This is a genomic window from Variovorax sp. dw_954 (assembly GCF_018449755.1).
GTDB lineage: Bacteria > Pseudomonadota > Gammaproteobacteria > Burkholderiales > Burkholderiaceae_C > Variovorax.
On record NZ_JAAVVD010000132.1, the window covers coordinates 1 to 264 of the forward strand.

General features: G+C 59.8%; 1 pseudogene. It reads right to left on the reverse strand.

From position 1 onward, the window contains the following. Nucleotides 1-264, reverse strand: a pseudogene (gene tuf, locus HB681_RS37845) (elongation factor Tu); the annotation flags it as partial.

Below are 264 nucleotides of genomic sequence, written 5' to 3' on the forward strand. Positions count from 1 at the left end.
TTAGACGTCCAGGATCTTGGCAACGACGCCCGAACCCACGGTACGGCCGCCTTCACGGATGGCGAAGCGCAGGCCTTCTTCCATCGCGATCGGGTTGATCAGCTTCACGGTGATGCTGACGTTGTCGCCAGGCATGACCATTTCCTTGTCCTTCGGCAGTTCGATCGCGCCAGTCACGTCCGTCGTGCGGAAGTAGAACTGCGGGCGGTAGTTGTTGAAGAACGGCGTGTGACGGCCGCCTTCGTCCTTCGACAGCACATACAC